Source organism: Akkermansia sp. NBRC 115031, from assembly GCF_030268505.1.
Taxonomy (GTDB): Bacteria; Verrucomicrobiota; Verrucomicrobiia; order Verrucomicrobiales; family Akkermansiaceae; genus Akkermansia; species Akkermansia massiliensis.
In genome coordinates this window covers 85,366-107,254 of sequence record NZ_BSQU01000001.1, presented here as the reverse complement: position 1 = coordinate 107,254, position 21,889 = coordinate 85,366, and the positions used below count along the sequence as shown (strand labels likewise).

The following is a 21,889-nucleotide window of genomic DNA, read 5'->3' as shown; positions in this document are numbered from 1 at the left end:
ATGCGCTCCGCCCCAGGCCTCCTTTCCATTTTCTTGATTGCAGCCGGTGTCGCGTGCGCGGAGCTTCCGCCCGACCTGCCGCCCGCCACGCCCCTTCCCCTCGCGCCCGGACCGGTCATCGGCGGCACCATCAAGGGGGACCCTGCCGCCGGCATTGTCCCTGTCAGGGAACTGATTGAAGCCAACCGCAGGAATGAAAACATTCCCATGGCGGAACCCATTCCCGGAGAAACGGTTTCCTCCATCCCTCAGGCGGAGCCCATCCCGAATGCGGAGCCTATTCCCGGGGAAACGAACCTGCATGCTCCGGTGCAGCTCGCAGGCCTGGTCCCGGTCATTCCTCCCACGGCTTTCTCGCCCGTTCCGGTTCCCCAGCATGAAACCCGCGTAGCCATTCTGGGCTATCATGATTTCAGCCGTACCCTGCCCGCCACGGAAATGCGCATGAATACAGACGTGTTCCGCGCCCAGATGCAGGCCCTGAAGGCCAGCGGCGTGCCCGTCATTTCCATGAAGGAGTTCCTGGAATGGAAACTGGGAAGCAGGCAGCTCCCCGCCAAATGCGTGATGATCACCATTGACGACGGCTGGAAGAGCGTTTACACGGATGCCTACCCCATCCTGAAGGAAACGGGATTCCCGTTCACCGTTTTCCCCTATACCAAATTCATCACGGGCCGCGGCTCCGCCATGAGCCACGACCAGATCCAGGAAATGCTGGATAACGGCGCCACGCTGGGCAGCCACTCCGTCAGCCACCTGTACCCCAGATCATGGCGCGCCGCCCAGCGGAAGGGAACCCAGGCGGTTCTGGACCTGGCAACGGCGGAAATAAGCAATTCCCGGAAAATCCTTCAGGAAAAATTCCCCGGTTCCGCCGTGGAAGCCTACTGCTACCCGGGCGGATTCGTCCTGCCGGACATGATCACCAAGGCGGAGGAAGCCGGATTCCAGGCGGCCTTCACGGTGATTCCCAAGAAAGTAACCAAGGACACGGACCGCTGGCGGGTTCACCGTTACATGGTTTTTGGCAAGGATCCCAAGACATTCACCAGAGCCCTGAATTTCAACGTGCCCACGGCTCCGGAAACGCCGTCGGCCACTCCCGGCAACAATAGCAGCAGCGGGAACAGCCTGAATTCCTATCCGGCCCCGGCCCAGCCTGTCTACCCGGCGGCCAATACCGTGGTGAAAAACCAGAACCCGGACATCTCCATTTCCCTGGCCCGTGAACCAGCCTTCGATCCCAAACAGGTGGAAATGCGCGTTTCCGGCTTCGGCCTGGTGAATGCCCAGTATGACCCCAAGGAAAAAATCCTGAAATGGACGCCTTCCCGCCCCCTGCGCCTCAGCCCCGTAACCGTCCAGGTGCGCTGGAAAAACCTTGCCGCCAACCTGTGGCAGACAGCCACCTGGCAATTCGGCATCGCGGAGCAGGAAATGCACTTCATTCCCCAGAATGTAGTCAAATAATTCCGGCTGCTGTCGCAGCCATCGTCCCTCTGGAGCGCGGGTAAACGGGCAACCGGAAACTTCATACCCGTGTTTTCCGCCATAAACTCCTTCCTGGGAACAAGGGGCTCCGGCCCCTTGTAAAAACTCCGAACGGAAAAAGAGATGGCACTCTCCCTCCGCAATGTGGCGGAAAAAGCTCCTAAAAACCCGCAAGTCTCAAAACCCCTGAGAAACCAGGGCTCTTTCCAGCAAATTGAATGGAGCGCTGCAAGCTCTTGCGGCAGCTGAGAGCATATGCGGCCAGAAGCCGCATCTTTTGCAAAACGTGAGAAAATGGAGAAAATCATTAACACCCTCTCCGTTCTCCTGCGGAAAAGTTTTATGCCGGAAAGTCCGCCGCCCTCTCTTCCCGGACATAGAGTCCTCCGGACAGAAAAAATATCCCCGGTTCATGTTTTTCCTGCCGTTGCAGACGGCATGGGATTCCAAATGCATTCCTCCTCCCATTCCTCCTCTCCCACACGGGGGCTCAATGTTAGAATAGCCTAACATTCATAAGTTGAGGAGACTTCCGCATCAACACGGAAAGCTCCCCCGGAATGCCAAAAAAACTGACATTTGGCTTGCCCGCATGGTGTGAAGTGGCATAATCATTCGGCACCATTATCAGGTTCAGCCAGGCACGGACATCCACATGAAGACGAGCACTAAAACTTTCGCCATTGCAGATACAGCCGCTAACGCAGACTATCTCACCAATACTTCCGAACCGCTCGGAGAAACGATGACCCTGAACGTGGGCCCCTCCCACCCCGCCACCCACGGCGTGCTGCGGCTGGTGCTGGAACTCGATGGTGAAGAGATCATTAGCTGCGATCCGGTGGTGGGCCACCTGCACCGCGGCATGGAAAAGATCGGGGAGACCATCCAGTACAACCAGTTCGTCCCCTACACCGACCGCTTCGACTACCTGGCCCCTCTTTCCAACAACATCGCCTATGCCTGCGCGGTGGAAAAACTGCTGGGCTGGGAGCTGCCGCCCCGCGGGCAGGCCCTGCGCGTGCTGGCCCTGGAGCTTTCCCGTTTTTCCTCCCATATCCTGGGCGTCGGCGTGTACGGCATGGACGTAGGCGCCATGACCGTGTTCCTGTACTGTTATGAGGAACGCGAAAAAATCCATAACTTTTACGAACAGCTCACCGGAGCGCGCTTCACCTCCTCCTACACCCGCATCGGCGGACAGACGCGCGACGTCCCCAATGAAATGCTGAAGGAAGTGCTCGTCTTCTGTGACGAAGCGGGCAAGACCCTGGATGAAACGGAAGCCCTGCTGCTCAAGAACAAAATCTTCATCGACCGCCTTCAGGGCGTGGGCGTCATCAGCCGTGAAAAGGCGCTCTCCTGGGCCATTACCGGAGCCAACCTGCGCGCCAGCGGCGTCAAGCGCGACCTGCGCAAAACCAACCCCTACCTGGGCTACGAGAATTACGAATTCGACGTTCCCGTGGGTGAACACGGCGACTGCTACGACCGCTTTACCGTGCGCATCGAAGAAATGCGCCAGTCCCTGCGCATCATCCGCCAGGTCATTGAAACCATGCCGGACGGCCCCATCAACATGGTGGACACCAAGGGCACGCTGCCTGAAAAGAAAAAGGTCATGACGGACATGGAATCCCTGATCCGCCAGTTCATGGCCACCACCATGGGCGTGAACGCCCCCGCCGGGCAGGTTTACTTTGCCGCGGAAAACCCGAAGGGCGAGCTGGGCTTCTTCCTGGACTCCAAGGGCGGCGGCCTTCCCAACCGCCTGCGCATGCGCTCCCCCTCCTTCTGCAACCTGTCCATCCTGCCGGAACTGCTGAAAGGCCACCTGGTTTCCGACGTTCCGGCCATTCTCGGCTCCTTCGACTTCGTGATGGGCGAATGCGACCGCTAAACACACGCTCCTCTTTTCCTTTCCAACTCAAACACCAAATTTCCTCCCCATGTCCGATTACGCTGAAAACGCCATCGACGCGACTATCGCCCACCAGCCCAGCCCGGGCGAACGGTTCTACCCGGCCTTTGAAGTAACGCCGGAGCTTGACGCCGCCGCCAGCGAATACGTCACGCATTATCCGGAAGGCAAGCAGAAATCCGCCGTGCTCCCCATCCTGCATGAAATCCAGAAAAAATTCGGCTTCATCAGCGCAGACGCCATCACCTGGGTGGGTGAAAAACTGAACATCTCCGCCGCCCACGTGCTGGGCGTGGTCACCTTCTATCCCGGCCTGCGCCAGATGTGCCCCGGCAAGACCCACATCCGCGTGTGCCGCACCCTCTCCTGCGCCATGGCAGGGGCGGACAGCCTCTTTGACACCATCTGCACGCGCCTGGGCATTGACAAGAGCGGCATTGACCACCACCACCCCATCGGCGTCAGCCCGGACGGCCTGTGGAGCGTGGAGGGCGTGGAATGCCTGGCCAACTGCGGATTCGGCCCCAACATGATGGTCAACGATCTCCTGTATGAAAAAGTCACTCCGGAACTGCTGGAGGAAGTGATCGCCAAGCACCAGAACGCCTAACCCTTTCCACCCCGCACCAGATTTTCGCCATGAGCATCACCTATCTTCCCGGTAAAGAACCCCACCCCAGGGAAACGCGCCGCATCCTGAAAAACGTCAACCGCGAAGGATGGAACACTTCCATTGACTGCTATCTGGCCGACGGCGGCTATGAGGAACTGAAAAAGGCGCTCGGCATGGAGCCGAAGGCCGTCATTGACGAGGTGAAGAAATCCGGACTGCGCGGCCGCGGCGGCGCGGGCTTCCCCACCGGCGTGAAGTGGACCTTCATTCCGCCGAACAACACGAAGCCCGTTTATCTGGTCTGCAACTGCGACGAATCCGAACCCGGCACCTTCAAGGACCGCTACATCGTCCACCAGGACCCCCACCAGCTCATTGAAGGGATGGTCATCTCCAGCTACGCGGTAGGCGCACACCTGGCTTACATCTACATGCGGGAAGAATTCCCCATGGCCGCGGAAGTCATGCTCAAGGCCCTTCAGGAAGCGCGCGAACGCGGCTTCCTGGGCAGCAACATCCAGGGTTCCGGCTACGATCTGGAAATCCACGTGCACCGCGGCGCGGGCGCCTACATCTGCGGTGAGGAAACGGCCCTGCTCAACTCCCTGGAAGGCCAGCGCCCCTACCCGCGCATCAAGCCTCCCTTCTTCCCGGCCGCCATCGGCCTGTACGGCTGCCCCACCATCGTGAACAACGTGGAATCCCTCTGTCAGGTGAAGCACGTCATCGCCATGGGCGGAGAAGCCTACAGCCAGGAAGGTGCCCGGCGCTCCCCCGGCACCCGCATCATCGGCGTCTCCGGCGACGTGAAACGCCCGGGGTTCTATGAAATCGTTTCCGGCTCCATGACCTTCGGCGAACTGCTGTATGACGTCTGCGGAGGCCCGCGGGACGGCCGCGAGTTCAAGGCCGTCATTCCCGGCGGCTCCTCCTCCAAGGTCATGCGCACGGACGTGGAATACAAGGTGCAGAACCCGGACGGCACCATGGGCAAAATCTCCTTCTTCGACATTCCGCTGGACCTGGACAGCATCTCCCAGCACGGCTCCATGTCCGGATCCGGCGCGGTCATCGTCATGGACGACTCCCGCTCCATGCCCTGGGCCATGAACAACATCAACCGCTTTTACGCGCATGAATCCTGCGGCCAGTGCACCCCCTGCCGGGAAGGCTGCCCGTGGATGATGAAGCTCAGCACCCGCATTCTGGAAGGCAAGGCCGCCCCGTCAGACGTGGACCTGCTGATTGAAGTGGCCAACCAGATTGAAGGGAAAACGGTCTGCGCCTTCGGTGAAGCCGCCTCCTGGCCCACCCAGGCCATGGTCTCCAAGTTCAAGGAGGAATTCGTGGCCCTGACGAACCCCTTCAACGCCTGCCTGCCCCATACCAGGGAAGGCCGGGAACAAACCCGTTTCCTCACCCGCTAACAGCAGAACGCAACACCACTTTTCAATACCATTTCCCTCCCATCCGTCATCATGAGTGAAGAAGCTTCCAAACTCCCCAAAGACATTGCCGCCGCGGAAGGCAAGGTGAACGTCCAGATCAACGGAACGTGGCACCGGTTCCCGCGCGGCACGCGGATTGCAGACGCCTGCCGTTCCGTAGGCGTTCCCATCCCGTGCTTCTGCTACCACCCCAAGCTGGCCGTCGTCGGCTCCTGCCGCATGTGCATGGTGGAACAGGGGATGCCGCCCAGGCTGGCTCCGGGCCAGACTCCCTCCTATGATGAAAACGGCTACCAGCGCATCCAGTGGATGCCGCGCCCCATCATCTCCTGCGCGAACACGGTGGCGGAAAACATGGGCATCCGTACGGACAGCCCCCTCGCCAGCGAGGCGCGCCGCGGCGTGATGGAATTCCTGCTTACCAGCCATCCGCTGGACTGTCCCATCTGCGACCAGGCCGGGGAATGCAAGCTCCAGGAATACTCCAACGACTACGGCCAGGTGGAAGGCCGCTATGAGGAAAAGAAGACCAAGAAAGGCAAGAACCTGAGCATCGGCCCGCGCGTGAACCTGGACCAGGAGCGCTGCGTGCTCTGCGGCCGCTGCGTGCGTTTCATGCGCGACATCATGCATGACGAAGTGCTCACGATGGCCCAGCGCGGCACCTTCAACGCCATCACGGTCTATCCGGGCCGTGAGCTGGACAGCAACTACTCCCTGAACACCGTGGACCTCTGCCCGGTAGGCGCCCTTACCTCCAAGGACTTCCGCTTCAAGATGCGCGTCTGGTTCCTGAAAGAAACCAAGACCATTGACGTGGACTGCGGCACGGGCACCAACATCATCCTCTGGACGCGTGAAGAAAAGGTGTACCGCATCACCCCGCGCCCGAACGACGCCGTGAACTCCTGCTGGATGCCGGACTCCCACCGCCTGAATTACAAGTACATCAACGCGGAAACGCGCATTCCCCAGCCCGTCATACGCACGGACGCGGGAGCTCCGCACCGCCCGTCCACCTGGGAGCCCGCCCTGGCTTCCGTCACGGAAGCCGTCAAGCGCGTCGCCCCGCACCAGCTCGCCATCATCGCCTCCGGGCGCATGACCAACGAAGAACTTTACATGGTCCGCCACCTGGCCGCGCAAATCGGCACGGACATGGTGGACATCGTCCCCCGCATGGGTGAAAGCGACGGCATGCTGATTGCCGCGGACCGCAACCCGAACACGAACGGGGCCAAACTGGTGCTGGGCATTGAACCCGGCTCCAGGCTGGCCGCCATCCGCGACGGCGTGCGCAACGGCTCCATCAAGGGCATCCTCACGCTGGGGGAAGACCTCACCGCTCCGGAAGCCGGCTTCACCGCGGAAGACCTGAAAAAGCTGGATTACCTGTTCATGACCGCCCACAGCGTGAATGAAACGGCGCGCCACGCGGACCTGGTTCTGCCGGGCGTCACCTTTGCTGAGAAATTCGGCACCATGATCAACGTCACGGGCCGCATCCAGCGCCTGAACCGCGCCATCCAGCCCGTGGGCTACGCCCGGGATGACTGGCAGATTCTCCGGGACATCACCCTTTTGCTGGGCGGCAACCCCGCGCTGAAAGACTTCAACTCCGCCCTGGACATCCTCACCGTCATGAGCACGGAATATGACGCCCTCAACGGCATCACCTGGGGCTCCATCGGAGACGGGGGCCAGCCCATTCTGGAAACCGGCGTCACCATCCCCGTGGTGGAACGCGAAAAAAGCCAGGGCCGCTAATCACACTTCACACGCACACAACCTGTTAATCCGCCATGATTGATTCGATTCTAACCTTTTGCGACGAGGTGCTCAGCAACCCTGTGTGGTTCTACGTCATCACCCTGCTGATCAAAATCGTCATCTGCTTCGCCATTACCATCCTGTTCATTCCGGTCTGCGTGTACATTGAACGCCGAGTGGCCGCCTGGATTCAGGACCGCGTGGGGCCCAACCGCGCCGGCATCCCGCTGAGCATCTTCCGCCGCTTCGGGGCTAAGTCAGACCTGCCGTTCAAAAAGACGCTGGACTACTTCGGCCTTCCCCATGACGGCAAAATCGCCAACCTGTGCCGCTTCTTCCGCCTGGACCGCGACATTCCGATCTTCGGCCTCGTGCAGCCCATGGTGGACGGCGGCAAGCTGTTCCTCAAGCAGGACTTCACGCCTCCCTTCGTGCGCCGCGTGTACTTCTGGATCGCCCCCATCCTGGTGCTGGCCCCCCCGCTGATGACGGCGGCCGTGGTCCCCTTTGCCGGAGACCTCCACACCTCCTACGGCAACGTAAACATGGCGGTGGCCAACCTCAGCGTCGGGCCCCTGTGGATGTTCGCCATCTCCTCCCTCTCCGTATACGGCCTGGTGCTGGCCGGCTGGTCCTCCAACTCCAAATTCCCCTTTCTGGGCGGCGTGCGCTCCTCCGCCCAGATGATCTCCTATGAAATCAGCATGGGCCTGTCCATCATCCCCGTTCTGATGATTTACAGCACGCTGGACCTCTCCAACATCGTGGAATACCAGGCCGCCAACGGCTGGCTCATGCTCCCCGTGTGGGGCGAGGGCCTGAGCTGGCAGCGCTGGATCCTGCTGGTTCCCATCGCCATCAGCTTCATCATCTTCCTGACCTCCATCTTCGCGGAAGCCAACCGCACGCCCTTTGACATGTCCGAATGTGAAACGGACCTCGTGGGCGGCTACCACACGGAATACTCCTCCATGAAATTCGCGCAATTCTTCATGGGTGAATACGCCGCCATGGTGGTGGGCTCCTCCCTGGTCATCACGCTGTTCCTGGGCGGCTGGTCCATCGGCTTCGGCCTGGACGGCTGGCTCAACGAACACGTGGCCAACTGGGTGGCGGTCATCTGCCAGCTCATCGCGTACGTGCTCAAGCTCCTCTTCTTCGTCTTCTTCTTCGTCTGGGTGCGCTGGACGCTCCCCCGCTTCCGTTACGACCAGGTGATGAAGCTCGGCTGGATGGTCTTCTTTGAACTGGCCGTCATCAACATCTTCATCACGGCCGCCATCCTGTACTTCGTCAAGTAATCAACCTTCTTTATCCCGACAACATCACTATTATGGCCTTCAAAACGATCAAGCGCCCGAAGATTTCCCTCGGAGAGCGGTTCTACTTGCAATCCATCCTTGGCGGTCTCTGGATCACCATCAAGCACCTCGTTCTGGCTCTGCTGGGCAAATCCCGCAACAAGAAAGAGCTAGCCGGCTCCGGCATAGGCGTCACGATGCAGTACCCGGAATTCCGGTGGGACAAGCACCTGCCGGAATACTACCGCGGGGCTCCCGTCCTGGTGAAGGGGGAAGACGGCCGCGAACGCTGCGTGTCCTGCCAGCTCTGCGAATTCATCTGCCCTGCCCGCGCCATCACCATCACCCCCGGCGCCATCAAGGAAGGCCCCTGGGGCAAGGTGGAAAAAGCGCCCAAGGAATTCCAGATCGACATGCTCCGCTGCATCTACTGCGGCATGTGTGAGGAAGCCTGCCCGGAACAGGCCATCTTCATGAGCCAGGATTACCTGTTCACCCCCACGGACAAGGCCCAGGCCATCCACAACAAGGCCAAGCTCTACGAAATGGGCGGCACCCGCAAGGGACTGGTCAACAAGTGGAACCAATACAAATAACTTACCCCGAAACACTCACTCCAATTTCCGTACGTTATGAACATTTTTGCCAGTGACATACTCTTTTACATCTTCGGGGCCCTGGCCGTGCTCCTGTCCCTGATGGTCGTCTTCATGCGCAACCCCGTTTCCTCCGCCATGATGATGGCCCTCTCCTTCGGAGCCACGGCCGCCATTATGATCGGGCTGGGCGCCCACTTCCTGGGCATTCTCCAGATTCTGGTATACGCCGGAGCCATCATGGTGCTCTTCGCGTTCATCATCATGCTGCTGAACGTGAAGCGGGAAACCTCCCCCTTCCGGCGGCCCGTCTCCGTCGCCATCGGCGTCATCATTGCCGGCCTCTTCCTGGGCCAGCTCATCGGCATCATCTACTCCCTGCCCGGCGCGAAGGAAACGCACCGCTGCCCGATGGCCACCGCGGAACAGGCGTGGAACGATCTGAAGATCGGCCAGGACAGCGCCAATTCCGGGAAAACGGAAACCAACAACCTTTCCGGGGAATGCGCGCAGAAACCCTGCGTTGCTTCCGGCGGATGCACACGAGGATCGGACTATGCCATCACCAAGGCATCTCTTGACCAATTGCTCCATTCCACCTGCGGCATAGCACCGTCCATCACCCTCCCTCCCCTCTCCCCCCAATGTTCCGCACACCTCTATCCGGAAGGCACCACCATCCGCGCGGAAATAGACAACGGGGAATTCCCGGACACCGCCCTGCTGGGCCGCACCCTGTTTGACAAGTATAACCGCAGCCTGGTCATCGCCGGGCTGGCCCTGCTGGTGGCCTCCATCGGCGTCGTCGTGCTGAGCCGCCGCCCCTCCGGCAAATAACCCGAACCCCTTACCACAGCCATCATCATGATACCTCTTACGCATTACCTGATCCTCTCCGGCGTCCTGTTCGCCATCGGCCTGATGGGGGTGATTGTCCGGCGTGACATCATCGTCATCTTCATGTGCCTGGAAATGATGCTCAGCGCGGCCAACCTGTCACTGGTGGCGTTTTCACGCGCCCAGGGCACCATGGGGCTGCCCAATTACGACGGACAGGCCCTGTCTATCTTCATCCTGACCATCGCCGCGGCGGAAGTAGCCATCGGGCTGGCCCTCATCGTCTCCCTGTACCGGGCCAGGCGCACGGCCAGCACGCAGGACCTCAACACGCTGAAAGACTAAGAGCAACATACCACTTCAAGAACATGTTTAATATTGATATTCAATACACCTGGCTCCTGCTCTTCCTGCCGCTGGTCGTAGCCGCCTTCAACTGGTTCCTGCTGACCCGGCGCCCGAACGTCGCGGCCCTCACCTCCACCTTCTCCTGCCTGGCGACCTTCGTTCTTTCCCTGGGCCTGCTGGACCAGACCGGCTCCGCCTCCTTCTCCTGGCTTCCGATCTCCGACGTCTTTTCCGTTGACCTGGGCTTTGTGCTGGACCCCCTTTCCACCCGCATGATGCTGGTGGTCACGGGCATCGGCCTGCTGGTCCACATCTTCTCCCTGAGCTACATGGCGGACGACAAGGCGAAAACGCGCTACTTCGCGTGCCTGAGCCTCTTCATGTTCTCCATGACGGGCATCGTCCTGGCGAACAACATCGCCATGACCTTCATCTTCTGGGAGCTGGTAGGCCTTTCCTCCTACCTGCTCATCGGCCACTGGTACACCAGGGACGCCGCCGCAAACGCCGCCAAAAAGGCCTTCATCTGCAACCGCGTGGGGGACTTCGGCTTCCTGATCGGCATCCTGACCCTCTGGGCGCTGACCAACACGCTGGACTTCAGCCTGATGGAAATGCCCGCGGGCCTCAGTGAAACCCTGCTGAACATCACGGTGCTGTGCCTCTTCTGCGGGGCGGTGGGCAAATCCGCCCAGTTCCCGCTGCACGTGTGGCTTCCGGACGCCATGGAAGGCCCCACCCCCGTCTCCGCCCTGATCCATGCGGCCACCATGGTGGCCGCCGGGGTGTACATGATGGTGCGCGTCCAGTACTCCATCGGCGTGGAAGCCTTCCCCGCCCTAGCCTGCAACGTCATTGCCGTCATCGGCGCCGTCACGGCCGTCATCGCCGCCTTCATGGCCACCCAGCAGAATGACATCAAGCGCGTGCTGGCCTACTCCACCCTCTCCCAGCTGGGCTACATGGTCATGGCCCTGGGCCTGCTGGCCGGGGAAGCGGCCATGTTCCACCTCTTCACCCATGCCTGGTTCAAGGCCCTGCTCTTCCTGGGCGCGGGCGCCATCATCTTCGCCTGCCACCATGAACAGGACATCTGGAAAATGGGCGGCATCATGAAGCGCATGAAGCTGACCTCCCTTACCTTCATCATCGCGACCATGGCGCTGGTCGCCATTCCGTTCACGTCCGGCTTCTTCTCCAAGGAAGCCATTCTGGAAGCCGCCCTGCACAAAAACCCGGTCTTCTTCTGGATCGGCGCGGGCGTGGCCCTGCTGACCACCTTCTACATGATGCGCGTGATCTTCGTGGTCTTCTTCGGCAAGAGCCGCAGCCACAGCTCGGAACACGCCACGGAAGTGGGCGGCCTCATGCTGGTTCCCCTGCTGATTCTGGCCGTGCTGGCCCTCATCTCCGGCTACGGCTTCATGGCTGACAGGCTGGTGCCCTTCAACGGGTTCGTTTCCGAAAGCTTCCATATCGGCATGCCCTTCTACGTCTCCATGGGCGCGCTGGTGCTCGGCATCCTGCTGGCGGCCGTCTTCTATGCGGGCTCCCCGGCCTCCGACAAGCTCTCCGGCAATGCCGTCTCCCGCGCCCTCGCCAACCGCCTCTACATTGACTGGTTCTATGACAAGGTGCTGGTCAGGGGCATCCAGGGCTCCCTGGCCGCCATCATCGACTTCATGGACCAGTTCATCATCTCCGGCCTCATCGTGGGCGGCCTGGCGCGGCTGACCGCCGCCGTCGGGTCCCTGCTGCGCCGCCTCCAGTCCGGCAGCATGGCCGCCTACACGGCCCTCTTCGGCATCGGCCTGCTCCTGGTCATCTACTTCACCGTCTTCTATTCCTGCTAACCTACCAACCAATCACACACCATGCTTATCTGGCTTGTTCTCATTCCTCTGATTGCCACGGCCCTCATCGGTCTGTGCAAGGCGCCCGCACGCCCGACAGCCCTGCTCAGCGCCGCGCTGACGCTGGCCCTCGGCATCTGGGCCCTGGTTAGCTTTGACGGCTGCTCCTCCTGCTGGTCCCGCTTTGAAGGGATGGACCTCCAGCTCACCTTGGCCCCGGCCCTGGCCAAAGTGATGCTGCTGCTGACCATCCTGGTGACCTTCGCCACCGTGCTGGGAACCAACCCGCCCAAGGGAGGGGAAGCCTCCTGGTACAACTCCGCCCTGCTGATTTCCGCGGGCGCCACCGGGGCCTTCCTGTCCGACAACATCATCTCCTTCTTCGCCTTCCATGAGCTGGCCCTCATCCCCACCTTCGTGATGATCGGCCTGTACGGACGCGGCGACCGCCGCACCACGGCCTGGCGAGCCACGCTTTACCTGGGGCTTGCCTCCATGGTGCTGCTGGCCGCCCTGCTGATGATCGGCACGCAGGCGGGCTTCACCTTCTCCGGATTGAAAGACTTCATGGCCGGCGGCCGTGAGCTCGCCCACGCGGAACTCATCGGCGCCCTGCTGATCGCCGGGTTCGGCACGCTGATTTCCCTCTTCCCCTTCCACTCCTGGGCAGCCCCCGCGTATGCCTCCGCCCCCGCTCCGGTGGCGATGATGCATGCGGGCGTGCTCAAGAAGTTCGGCCTGTACGGACTCTTCATGTTCCAGCCGCTGATGGAAACTGGCTTCCTCCCCTGGACGAACATCCTCCTTGTCCTGCTCGTCTGCAACGTCATCTGGGTAGGCTACGTAACCGTCAACCAGAAGAGGCTGGATCTGCTCCTGGGCAACTCCTCCGTGATGCACATGGGCTACATCTTCCTGGCCTTCGCCGCCCTGGTGGCCTCCGGTTCCGCGGAAGCCAACCCCTGGGCGCTGAAAGGGGCCGCCCTGCTGATGCTGGCCCACGGCCTGACCATCGCCCTGCTCTTCCTGCTCTGCGGACAGATTGAAAAGCAGACCGGCACGCTGGAAATCAACTCCCTGGGCGGCCTGAGCACCAGACTGCCGCGCATGGCCTTCGTCTTCGGCCTGGCGGGCATGGCCTCCATCGGCCTCCCCGGCCTCGCCAACTTCCCGGGGGAATTCATGGTCTTCTTCTCCGGCTTCGCCGGATTTAACGACAGCTTTGGCCCTGTCCAGATCGCCACCATTCTGTGCCTCTGGGGCCTGGTCATCGGCGCGGTGTACATGCTGAGGGCCTACCGCAACATCTTCCAGGGGGACCTCTCCAAGGCCGCAGCCTACGCCACGGAACTGCTGCCTTCCGAACGGGCGGCCAACTACTTCCTGACGATCACCCTGGCGGTCTTCGGCTTCTTCCCCACGCTGGTGCTCCAGTTCTTCTCCTGATTCCCCTTCCGAATACAATCCAAGTTTAACCCGATCTTCTTTTACCCATGCAAGCGTATATTCCGGAATTCATCCTGGCCGGCCTGGCGATGCTTATGCTCCTGGCCGAGACCTTCTGCAAAAAGACGCCCAAATTCGTCTTCGGGCTGATTGGCGCGGCGGGTGCCCTGGCGATGCTCCCCTTCTACATGGGGGGACTCTATGACAACGTCTACATCATCCTGGCGCTTGTCGCCACGGCAGTCACCCTGCTGCTGTCCGTGGACTTCCGGGCCGTCATCAACCTCTCTTCCAACGACTCCAAGTCCCAGGACGGCACGGGGGAATTCTACATCCTTCCCCTGCTGGCCTGCGTGGGCATCACCTCCCTGTGCAAAGCCTCCAACCTGGTGGAACTGTTCGTCTCCCTAGAAGTGCTTACCCTGAGCTCCTTCATCATGGTGGGCTACTTCCGCCGGAACCTGGGCTCCACGGAAGCGGGCATCAAGTACCTGATTCTGGGCGCCGTCAGCACGGGCTTCCTCGTCTTCGGCCTGGCCTGGTACTTCGGCGTCACGGGAACCTTCATCTATGACGGAGCCATCGTCAGCCACGCGCTGGCGGGCCAGACGGCCCCCGCCATGTACCTGGCCCTCGCCATGCTGCTGCTCGGCACGGCCTTCAAAATCGGCGCGGTTCCCATGCAATTGTGGATTCCGGACGTATACCAGGGCGCACCCACTCCGGTGACGGCTTTCCTTTCCGTAGCCTCCAAGGTGGCCGGCTTCGCCCTGCTCAACATCATTCTGGCTCCCTTCGCCGCATTGCCCCCCGTTGAATTCGTCGTGGCCCTGATGGCTGCGGCTACGCTGCTGGTGGGCAACCTGGGCGCCATTCCGCAGACCAACCTGAAGCGCATGATGGGTTATTCCTCCATCGCGCAGGCCGGCTTCATCCTTCCCCTCTTCATCGGCACCGTGGATGGGCGGCTTGCCCCGAACGCCCCGTTCTACCTGGCCGTGTACCTGGTCATGACCTTCGGCGCCTTCTTCGCCCTCGCCATGATCCGCATCCAGCGCGGGAGCGAGGAAATCTCCACCTTCCGCGGCCTGGGCAAGACCAATCCCCGGCTGGCCCTGGCCATCACCATCATGTTCGCCTCCCTGGCGGGCGTGCCTCTGACGGCCGGCTTCTTCGCCAAAATGATCTCCTTCGTGCACGTCATCAACACGGGCCTGTACCTGAGCTGGATGCTCCCCGTCATGATCATCTGCGCGGCCTCCGGCTTCTATTACTACTTCAAGGTCATCCGCTCCATGTACTGGGACAAGCCCGCAGAAGACGCGGACCCCGTACAGGTTCCCGTCATTTCCGGAGTGATGCTGGCGGCCTTCTCCATCTTCATCGTGCTGGGAGGCCTGATGCCCCTCTTCCTGAACCCCATCCGGTAGAACGACACTTCCCGTTCATCATCCCGAAGGCCGTTCCCGCATCCGCGCGGGACGGCCTTCTTCATTCCGGAAGCGCCGCGGGCCTTTGCGGCAGTTAAAGGAATCAATCAGCCGCATTGAACGAAAGCAAACAAATGGAAGACCACATCATGGGGGCGTCCTTCCGGATATGCAATTCCGGTTGCCGTAAAGGCTTGCGGTTCTCCCCCAGTTTCATGAATTTCTCCGGAATGCTCATGCCGAAAAAATCTTGAAAAAAGTGCAGTTTCCATGCGAGATTTCCCACAGGGCAAACGTAATTAGCCCGTACTAATTATTTGCTAGCCTCCATCCCTCCGGACGGAGAGCGGCCAACCATCAATCAATCATTCAAAACCATGCGTCTTTTCTCCGCCACAGCCGTCGTTTGCGCCGCCCTGTTCTCCGGAACCACTCTCCTGCATGCCCAGGAAGACCCGGAACTGCTGGCAAAACGCCAGTGCCGTTCCGTCCATGTCATGCAGCAGGGCCACCCGGCCCAGGCGAGCGCCCTGTACAATGAAGTGAAAGCCAAGACATCCGTTCCGGGCACCTACTTCTGCGCCATGAATTTTGACGACGGCTACATCGGCTTTCAGGAACAGTCCAACGGTAAAAAAGTCATCATCTTTTCCATCTGGGACCCGGTGGCCCATGGGGACAACCCCAACAGCGTGCCGGAAGAAGAGCGCACTAAACTGGTAAAGCTGGGTGAAAACGCGCGCTCCGGCCGCTTCGGCGGCGAAGGAACGGGCGGCCAGAGCTTCGTGGACTATCCCTGGACCGTCGGGGAAAACATGCGTTTCCTCGTCTGCGTCAAAAAGATGGGGAAATTCAAGGAAATCAGCGGCTACTACTTCAACAACAAGGACAAGTCCTGGGACCTCATTTCCAAATGGAAAACGCATTCCTCGGAAAAGGAACTTTCCTTCTCCGTCGGATTCGTGGAAGACTTCATGCGCAACTTTGAATCCGCCAAGAAAGCCCGCGGCGCCTTCTTCGGTCCCAGCTTCGCGTACAAGGACGGCAAATGGCACCCCAACACCAGCGTGACGTTCACCGGCGATCCCACCCCCTCCACCAACGTCATGGCAGACATCCAGCCCAACGGTTCCGTTCTGCTCCAGACGGGCGGAGAAACAAAAATGACGGATTTCAAACTGTTCCAGAACCGTCCCCTGCCCCAGGATGCCAATCCTGTCCAGCCTGATGAAGTCGTCACCAGGCTCGTTCAGGAGAACATCAAATAATCATGTCCCTTACCGGCTGGCTAACCATGATCGTTTCCATCGGCGGCGTATTGACCGCCGCCGCATGGGCGTATTACAAGGTGCTCTCCACTCCCAAGGAGACGGAACACCTGGGCAGCCCCACCCCTCCCATGCCGGAGGACCCGGAGGAATAAGGCTCCGGCCCGGCGCATGAACAATTCCCGGTCCGCGGAAACTGCCCGGATTTGTCCTGCCCATCCGGGGATTGCCGCAGCCCCCCGCGGCCCCCAAGGTAAAACTGAGCGCCAGCGGACTTTTTATCCTGAAAACCAGTACCCCCTGCCGGACGTTTTTCATTTCAGCTGACGCAGGGCTTGCGGCGCTTCCGCAACGCGTGCCAGCCAAAAACCTGGAACAGGATAAATACGCCGTCCATCTGCTCAATAGCCACGCAAACGCACGACGCACGCGCCAGCCATCCCCAGCGCATCCACGCATGCAGTCCGGGCCGTCCGCCATTCAGGCAGTATCCGGTTCACGGATATTCCTTGAACAATTTTCCCTTTTAACCGTCCGACGGGGGAAGGATGAAACCCAGCCGGTCAATGCCGTACCTGGCGCATTCCTGCCACAGGGATTTTTCCAGGGCTTCCGCCGTCCGGCGGCGTTCCTCCTCCGGCATGCTTTCAAAGTACTCCGGCCCCAGGTGTTCGCTGATGGCCTTGTCCGCCATGCGCGTCACCAGGTCCGCCCAGAAAATGTTGTCCCGGTACTCGTCCAGGCAGTCCTGGAAAAAGGCGTTTTCCTCATATTCCCGGGTGAAGGCGTAACCGCCCAGATCGTCCGCGTAGGCAATGCGGCCCTTCAGTTTGGGCGTGGCGGATAGTTCCTCCATCAGCCGGGAGACCAGCTTTCCCCACGCCACCAGGCGTCCTTCCGCCCCATCCTGCTGGTTGGAGGCGGCCACCGTGGCGGCGGTGGAAAGCATTTCCGCCAGATCGCGCGCCTCGTCGTCGGATAATTTCAATGTCACCGGCATGGAGTCAGATCAATCCGAGTTTCATCCTGCCTTCCTCACTGACCATGTCCTGGTTCCAGGGGGGGTCCCACACCATTTCCACATCCGCGGCCTCCACGCCTTCCAGCGCTTCAATGCGGTCCTTGGCCTCCATCACCAGATGGGGTCCCATGCCGCAGCCGGGCGCCGTAAGAGTCATTTTGACCGCCACGTGATGCAGGCCGTTTTCCAGCTCGATGACGGTCACGTCGTAAATCAGGCCCAGGTTGACGATGTCCACGGGGATTTCCGGATCGTACACGCATTTCAGCGTATCCCATACCCGTTCTTCAAGCGTGGCGTTTTCATCCAGTTCAGCCGCCTCCGGGGAGGCTTCCGCCGCTTCCGCTCCCAGGGCGTCCGCATTTTCCCTGGAGATGCGGGCCAGGCCATGGTCCGTAGCCACGGTATAGGAGCCGCCCAGTATCTGGGTGATATACACGCGTTCCCCCTCCGGCAGCGTGAGCACATCCCCGCTGGGGATCTGGACCGCCGTCACTTCTCTTTTGAGTTCTACTACCTGGTTCAGCATAAATCCTTGCGATTAAAGGAACATCCGGCTACGGACATGCGCGGGAGGGAACAGGCCCCACGAGGCCGGACCGCCCTGCGGCATCCGGAACCTTCCGCGCAGGAGCAACATAAGGGGTATTTGCATCACCGTCGAGGTCAAAAACTGTTCTGCCGTGACCGGAAACGCCCTTCATGACAGGAAAGCGCATGCCGCAATGTTTTGGAAAAGCCGCCGGAAGCGGAAAGCTTCGTTCTTGCCTAGCGGCGGGAAAAGGTGTAAAAGGTCCGGGCTGTCCAGGCTGCCGTCAGTCCGGGACCGGCCACACGCGCATCTTCAACTTAACATTCCATGTTAGATTACTTACGTAAACATACAATCGTCATCATGGCAGCCATGGCCCTGGTGTTTGTGGGCCTCATGTTCATCGGCGGGGACGTAAGCGGCGGCTCCCTGACCGGCATGTTCAAGCAAACCTTCGTTTCCGTGGACGGCAAGTCTTACGGAGAAAAGGATTACAACAGCATGGGCAGAACCGGCCTGTCCGTGGCTTTCTCCTTCCCTTCCACCTTCGGCCCGCTGCTCCAGGACAATTTCAGCTCGGAAGAAAGCCTGCGGGAACTCTGCCACCTGCTGAAAACGAATAATCCCAACGCCGCTTTCCTGGCCTACCGCGGCATCATCCGCAGGGAGGCGAGCCGGCTGGGCCTGACGCCCAATACTACGGAGATTGACGACGCCATCTGCAACATTCCCGAATTCCAGGATGAGAAGGGCGTCTTCGACCCCCGGAAGTACGACAATTTCATTTCCATGCGCGGCAACATGGGCAAGAAGCTTCAGGAGGAACTGCTGCGCGGCCTGATGGAAGACACCATCAGCCTGGTGCGCATCAAGGATGTGCTGACCGGCGGCATTTCCGTGGAATCCGGCTTTGCCGAAGCCGTGGCGGAGTCCAACAGCCAGCAGATCACGGTCAACACCGCCTTCCTGGAAAAGAGCGCCTTCCGTCCCAAGACGGACCCGGGAGAAGAGGAAATCAAAACCTTCTGGGACAAGCACAAGGAAAATTACAAGAACGAGGAAGCCCGCTTCTTCACCGTGTACACCTTCACCCCCGCGGGCGATGCCCAGGCTCCCAAGCCCGGCGATATTTCCAACGCCACCATGGAAACCATGAACCTGGTGGAAAATGACATCTGGGAACCGCTGAACGCCACCAACGGCAGGAACATGGACCAGGCCATCAGTGAAGCCCTGGCCAAGACTCCCGACGTCTGCAAGATGGAGAAGAAGTCCTACACGGCCGTGACGCGCAAGAATGCGCCCCAGGAAATCAACCAGCCGATCAACCAGTCCGCCTCCGACGGACGCAGCGCCACCCTGCTGAACGTGGCCTTCTCCCTGACGGGAGCCCCCGCCCTGAATGCGGATGCGGATGCCAAGGCCATTGAAGAAGCGCGCGCCAAGACCGGAGCCGAACAGATCAGCACCATGCAGGTGCTGGAAAACGGACAGGTCGTCCTGGTCCGCCTGGAAGGCGTTACCCCGGTAAAGGCGCTGCCTTATGAAACCGCCCGCAACAGCGCCCGCGCCGACCTGCTGGAAAGCATGACCGTGGAATCCATGAACAAGGCCGCCGCCGAACTCAACACGGAATTGCAGAAGGCTGAAAAGCCCGTGGAACAGTTCAACGCCATCGCCGGGAAGGCCGGGGCCAAGACCGCCGCCTACGGTCCCTTCATCAATCCGAACGCCCTCCTGAGCAGCGTCAACCTCCAAAACGCCAAAAGCCAGGAAGAACTCCAGGCCCTTCTGGACCGCGCCATGAATTCCCGCCTGGCTCCGCCCAAGGAACTCCCGGTCCCTGAAGAAGTATTCCAGGCGGTTTCCGTCATTAACCCCGGCCGGATGGCCCAGCCCATCAACACGGGGGACGGCATCCTGCTGACCCAGCTCGTCAAGCGCGAACTGGAGGATACGCCGGAGTTCCAGATCAAGGCCACCCAGCAGATTGCCCCGGCCCTGACCGCCCAGGCCAAATCCATGATCATGCTGGACTGGCTGAAAGCGTGCATCGCCCAGTACAAGGTGGAGATCGCCCCCATCCTGAACCAGGAACGCTAACACCCTTCCTTTCCATGGCAGCCGTCATTACCCCCGTGTCCCGCCGCACAGGGGCGGAATGCCGCCAAAATACCTTCCTATGATGGCCCCCGCACCGGGGCCATCATTTTTATTGCCCTTGTTCCGCCATCCCTGACCCCCTCCCCCTTCATCATCCATGAGCGCCCTCCCCGCCCAGTCCAGGTACATCATCGGAACGGAAGCCTGCGAACGCTTCAGCTTCTACGGCATGAAGTCCATCCTCATGCTGTACATGACGGGCCACCTGCTGATGAGCGAAAACTGGGCCACCGCCACCCTCCACGTCTTCGCGGGAATGGTTTACCTGCTTCCCCTGGCGGGCGCATGGCTGGCGGACAAGGTATGGGGCCGGTACAAGACCATTCTTTACATTTCCCTGCTTTACTGCGTAGGGCACGGAGTCCTGGCCACGGCGGACCTCTTCCATACCATTGAAGCGCGCCGTTACATCCTGATGACGGGCCTGTTCATCATCGCGCTGGGCGCGGGAGGCATCAAGCCCTGCGTCTCCGCCTTCATGGGGGACCAGATTCCGGACAAATCCCCGCAGTTGATGACCAAGGCCTTCAATGCCTTTTACTGGGCTATCAACCTGGGCTCCTTCTTCTCCTTCCTGGTCATTCCGGCCATGGAACAGCATTACGGGTACAGTTGGGCGTTTGCCGTTCCGGGCATTTTCATGGGCATCGCCACCTTCGTCTTCTGGCTGGGCCGCAAGAAGTACCACAGAACGCCGCCTGAACGCAACAACGGCCGCGCCGGCTTCTGGAAAGTGCTCTTCATCGTCCTGTTCCACGGGGGCTGGAAGAATGCGGAGCAACGCTGCGGAGCTTCCGCCGTGGAGGACGCCCGGCACATCCTGAAAATCCTCTCCATCTTTGTCTTCATCATTCCCTTCTGGTCCATCTTTGAACAGACGGCCTCCTCCTGGGTGGCCCAGGGCAGCAGGATGATTCCCCTTTCCATCCCGCTCCCGGGCGGCGGAGACTGGTCCATCGGGCCGGCGCAAATCCAGGCGGCCAATCCCATTTTCGTGATGGTGTTCATTCCACTGATCACCGTATTCGTCTATCCGAAGGTGGTGACGCTGGCGCGGCCCCTGGTGCGCCTTGGAACGGGGCTGGCCCTGAGCTCTGTGACGTTCTTGATTGTCGCTTTCCTGCAATACAGGCTGGAGGGAGGCGCCTCCATGTCCATCGCGTGGCAATTGATCCCCTACTGCGTGCTCACCATTTCCGAGATCCTGCTCAGCACCACCGGCCTCGAATTCGCCTACACGCAGGCTCCGCTGCATTTGAAAAGCGTCATCACCAGCTTCTGGAACCTCACCATCTTTGCAGGCAACATGCTGGTGGCCGCCATCACCTTTTTCCTGTCCAACGGAGAATCCGCCAACGCCATCTCCACGGACCGCTTCATCCTGTACGCCATACTCGCCGCCGTGGTGGCGGTAGCCTATTCCTTCCGGGCGCGCAGGTACGGAAAGACGGAGTAGAGGAAGCATCCCCGACGCGCGGGAATGACGTTTTTTCCGGCTCCGGAGAACAGCAGACATAATAATGTCTTGAAAAAGACAGCCGGACCGTGCGAAATTCCGGCATGGCCCGCACATCCTGTCCGCGGGCATACTTTCGGGAAAGTATTGGAAATACAAATTACAGAGAAGATATGAGGCGAACGGGGATTTACCCCTGTTCCCCGCCGCACCGGAAAAGTTGCTTCTGAAACAATCTTATCGGCAGCGCATTTCCAGTCCGGCACAAGACGATATATCTTTGCTTCATGTTTAATACTTCATTTAAATCGGCCTCGGCCTTGTAAACAACCGGTACTTTCCGTAGCGGTTGTCCCCTTTTGTTTGCTCCCGGATGATCCCTTCCGGGAGGA

General features: G+C 60.3%; 19 protein-coding genes. 16 read left to right on the top strand and 3 right to left on the bottom strand.

The window, feature by feature from the left end:
- The first annotated feature begins 33 nt into the window (after positions 1–33).
- From QSJ36_RS00440 to QSJ36_RS00385, 12 genes are all read left to right on the top strand, one after another.
- Positions 34–1,473: a polysaccharide deacetylase family protein gene (locus tag QSJ36_RS00440; RefSeq protein WP_285466053.1), complete on the top strand. Its 1,440-nt coding sequence runs from the start codon at positions 34–36 to the stop codon at positions 1,471–1,473.
- 676 nt (positions 1,474–2,149) lie between these two features.
- Positions 2,150–3,394 (top strand): NADH dehydrogenase (quinone) subunit D, encoded by a 1,245-nt coding sequence (gene nuoD / locus QSJ36_RS00435; protein WP_102722830.1) that lies wholly within the window; start codon positions 2,150–2,152, stop codon positions 3,392–3,394.
- Between the two features lie 49 nt (positions 3,395–3,443).
- Positions 3,444–4,025 carry an NAD(P)H-dependent oxidoreductase subunit E gene (locus QSJ36_RS00430; RefSeq protein WP_102731145.1) on the top strand — a complete coding sequence of 194 codons (582 nt, stop codon included), beginning with the start codon at positions 3,444–3,446 and terminating at the stop codon, positions 4,023–4,025.
- A gap of 29 nt (positions 4,026–4,054) precedes the next feature.
- Positions 4,055–5,455 (top strand): NADH-quinone oxidoreductase subunit NuoF, encoded by a 1,401-nt coding sequence (gene nuoF, locus QSJ36_RS00425; protein WP_285466047.1) that lies wholly within the window; start codon positions 4,055–4,057, stop codon positions 5,453–5,455.
- 51 nt (positions 5,456–5,506) lie between these two features.
- Positions 5,507–7,243: a molybdopterin-dependent oxidoreductase gene (locus tag QSJ36_RS00420; RefSeq protein WP_285466044.1), complete on the top strand. Its 1,737-nt coding sequence runs from the start codon at positions 5,507–5,509 to the stop codon at positions 7,241–7,243.
- A gap of 35 nt (positions 7,244–7,278) precedes the next feature.
- A complete protein-coding gene (locus QSJ36_RS00415) occupies positions 7,279–8,547 on the top strand; it encodes a complex I subunit 1 family protein (RefSeq protein ID WP_102729434.1) in 1,269 nt (422 codons plus the stop codon).
- Between the two features lie 32 nt (positions 8,548–8,579).
- Positions 8,580–9,143 carry an NADH-quinone oxidoreductase subunit I gene (locus tag QSJ36_RS00410; protein WP_102731147.1) on the top strand — a complete coding sequence of 188 codons (564 nt, stop codon included), beginning with the start codon at positions 8,580–8,582 and terminating at the stop codon, positions 9,141–9,143.
- A 36-nt stretch (positions 9,144–9,179) separates the two neighbouring features.
- Entirely contained in the window at positions 9,180–9,980 is an 801-nt protein-coding gene (locus QSJ36_RS00405; protein ID WP_102731148.1) for an NADH-quinone oxidoreductase subunit J, read from the top strand.
- A 27-nt stretch (positions 9,981–10,007) separates the two neighbouring features.
- Positions 10,008–10,325, top strand: a complete 318-nt coding sequence (gene nuoK, locus QSJ36_RS00400) for an NADH-quinone oxidoreductase subunit NuoK (protein WP_012420642.1) — start codon at positions 10,008–10,010, stop codon at positions 10,323–10,325.
- A 23-nt stretch (positions 10,326–10,348) separates the two neighbouring features.
- Positions 10,349–12,181, top strand: a complete 1,833-nt coding sequence (nuoL, locus tag QSJ36_RS00395) for an NADH-quinone oxidoreductase subunit L (protein WP_285466021.1) — start codon at positions 10,349–10,351, stop codon at positions 12,179–12,181.
- 21 nt (positions 12,182–12,202) lie between these two features.
- Entirely contained in the window at positions 12,203–13,627 is a 1,425-nt protein-coding gene (locus QSJ36_RS00390) for a proton-conducting transporter membrane subunit (protein WP_102726993.1), read from the top strand.
- Between the two features lie 47 nt (positions 13,628–13,674).
- The gene (locus QSJ36_RS00385; protein ID WP_285466017.1) at positions 13,675–15,057 is read left to right on the top strand and encodes an NADH-quinone oxidoreductase subunit N; all 1,383 of its coding nucleotides are present in this window, start codon (positions 13,675–13,677) and stop codon (positions 15,055–15,057) included.
- Positions 15,058–15,164: 107 nt separating this feature from the next.
- Here QSJ36_RS00385 and QSJ36_RS00380 read toward each other — a convergent pair whose 3' ends face one another.
- The gene (locus QSJ36_RS00380; protein ID WP_180973742.1) at positions 15,165–15,329 is read right to left on the bottom strand and encodes a hypothetical protein; all 165 of its coding nucleotides are present in this window, start codon (positions 15,327–15,329) and stop codon (positions 15,165–15,167) included.
- 105 nt (positions 15,330–15,434) lie between these two features.
- Between QSJ36_RS00380 and QSJ36_RS00375 the strand changes: the two genes are divergently transcribed.
- Together QSJ36_RS00375 and QSJ36_RS00370 are read left to right on the top strand one after the other, a co-directional pair.
- Positions 15,435–16,325, top strand: coding sequence for a DUF3472 domain-containing protein (locus tag QSJ36_RS00375; protein WP_022396661.1), 891 nt, complete (start codon positions 15,435–15,437; stop codon positions 16,323–16,325).
- 2 nt (positions 16,326–16,327) lie between these two features.
- Positions 16,328–16,480, top strand: a complete 153-nt coding sequence (locus QSJ36_RS00370) for a hypothetical protein (RefSeq protein WP_022396660.1) — start codon at positions 16,328–16,330, stop codon at positions 16,478–16,480.
- Between the two features lie 371 nt (positions 16,481–16,851).
- Here QSJ36_RS00370 and QSJ36_RS00365 read toward each other — a convergent pair whose 3' ends face one another.
- Both QSJ36_RS00365 and sufT read right to left on the bottom strand, forming a co-directional pair.
- Positions 16,852–17,325 (bottom strand): hypothetical protein, encoded by a 474-nt coding sequence (locus QSJ36_RS00365; RefSeq protein ID WP_022396659.1) that lies wholly within the window; start codon positions 17,323–17,325, stop codon positions 16,852–16,854.
- A gap of 4 nt (positions 17,326–17,329) precedes the next feature.
- Entirely contained in the window at positions 17,330–17,875 is a 546-nt protein-coding gene (sufT, locus tag QSJ36_RS00360) for a putative Fe-S cluster assembly protein SufT (RefSeq protein WP_102722545.1), read from the bottom strand.
- Between the two features lie 330 nt (positions 17,876–18,205).
- Here sufT and QSJ36_RS00355 point away from each other — a divergent pair, with 330 nt between their 5' ends.
- Together QSJ36_RS00355 and QSJ36_RS00350 are read left to right on the top strand one after the other, a co-directional pair.
- On the top strand, positions 18,206–19,981 hold the full coding sequence (locus QSJ36_RS00355; protein WP_285466010.1) for a SurA N-terminal domain-containing protein: 1,776 nt from the start codon (positions 18,206–18,208) through the stop codon (positions 19,979–19,981).
- Between the two features lie 157 nt (positions 19,982–20,138).
- Positions 20,139–21,497 (top strand): MFS transporter, encoded by a 1,359-nt coding sequence (locus QSJ36_RS00350; protein WP_102722543.1) that lies wholly within the window; start codon positions 20,139–20,141, stop codon positions 21,495–21,497.
- Positions 21,498–21,889 lie beyond the last annotated feature (392 nt).